At 59.7% G+C, this 1401-nt stretch carries 3 protein-coding genes; 2 read left to right on the top strand and 1 reads right to left on the bottom strand.

From position 1 onward, the window contains the following. Positions 1–652 (top strand): hypothetical protein (locus XalbCFBP2523_RS16690; protein WP_158250802.1); only part of this gene is annotated, 652 nt, incomplete at its 5' end. A gap of 82 nt (positions 653–734) precedes the next feature. Here XalbCFBP2523_RS16690 and XalbCFBP2523_RS16685 read toward each other — a convergent pair. Then, positions 735–908, bottom strand: a complete 174-nt coding sequence (locus XalbCFBP2523_RS16685; RefSeq protein ID WP_155394563.1) for a hypothetical protein — start codon at positions 906–908, stop codon at positions 735–737. 146 nt (positions 909–1054) lie between these two features. On the opposite strand from XalbCFBP2523_RS16685, the gene XalbCFBP2523_RS15735 reads away from it, so the two are divergent. Then, on the top strand, positions 1055–1401 hold a 347-nt coding region (locus XalbCFBP2523_RS15735; RefSeq protein ID WP_146084145.1), incomplete at its 3' end, for a hypothetical protein.

Genomic DNA, 1401 nt, shown 5'->3' with positions numbered 1-1401 from the left:
AGTCCGCGCAATGAAAGTCACCCATATCGCCATTGCTTTGGCTTTCGTGTTGCCAGCGGCAACCACCCTACAGATCGCCCATGCCGGCGATGCCTGTTTTCCGAGCAACGACGGCAACAGGGGGTTCGTGAACCTGCTGGGCGACCGTACCTCGTGGGGAATCACCGCGATGCAGGCGCGCAATACGTGGGACGACTGGATCTGGCGAGGCCCGTCGTTCTACTGCAATCCGAAAGGCTTGCGTTGCAACTACACCTGGACCAAGGCGAACACCTCGGGGTACCAATGGGCGATCGGTGTGGACCTGGATGTGAGCAAAATCCCCGTCGTCGGAGACTTCTTGGGAATGTTCAACATCAAGGGCCAGTACCAGAAACAAAAAAGCTACACGGAGACCTTCGGCTGGAGCCAGTGGCTCAAACCCGGCAGTACCGCGCAGCCCGTGCAGGTTGTTGTGCGTCGCTGGAAGGCCGGTTACTTCCAGGGTGGCTGGTGGAGGGTCAATGGCGGATCATGCGAGATTATCAGACACCTCGGAAGGATCGCATACTCTGAACCTGGCAACCGCTATTGGTGGGACGGAACCGCCAGCTACGGCAATTGGAATGCCGAGGTAGAAGAGAGCCGCTACGCCATGTACAACATCTGGTGATCGTCCATTGCGCATCACACCTTGGCATCCGCGCGTGATGCCACCTGAAAAGCCGTCTTGGCCAGGCGGCTTTTTCGGGTGTTTAACCCGTCCGATCCAGAGTTAATCCCTCGACCTTGCGCCAAGCGACGGTCTGCGCGGTGTGGCCGGGCGGCACCAGTGGCGGATGCGTGGGAGTGAGTTTAAGGATTTCGCTGTGTGAGCCACGGTCGATATTCATGTCTTTGCGGTCTTGGATGTCACGTTCGTGGACCATACCCGTCCACGTTTTCTGCCGCCCCCGCCCCCTTGAGGGCGCTGCGCGCTTGTGCCATGGTTAGCTGCGGGGGGGGAAGTGAAACTGTGTTTGGAGGCGGAGGGTTTCTAGAGGTTCCCCATTAATTATATTTCTAGAGGTTCCCCATGATTATGAAAGAACGCAGGTGTAATCGGGGCAGCGGCTGGTGGCAGCTTACGGCCGGCGCGGCTCTAGTGGTGGCGGTAACGCCGCAAGGTTGGGGTGGAGGAGATGGCGGCGCGCCCGTATCCGCAGCCCCGGCGGCGGTCCTTGCCAGTGTCACGCCCAACAACATCAACATCGTGGCGTCCGATGCTGACGTGCGCCAGAAGGTTTATTTCGCCGGCCCTACACAGGGCTTCGTCGCCAAGGCGCTGTCAGCATCTCTGCCGGCCGGCACTGAAAGTAACTATGACATCCTGGTGATCGGCGATGCCGACAAGGGAGGCCGCGCCATGCTGGAGCTGGCCCG

The sequence above is a fragment of the Xanthomonas albilineans genome, assembly GCF_002939705.1.
GTDB lineage: Bacteria > Pseudomonadota > Gammaproteobacteria > Xanthomonadales > Xanthomonadaceae > Xanthomonas_A > Xanthomonas_A albilineans.
This window is presented reverse-complemented; position numbering and strand designations above follow the sequence as displayed.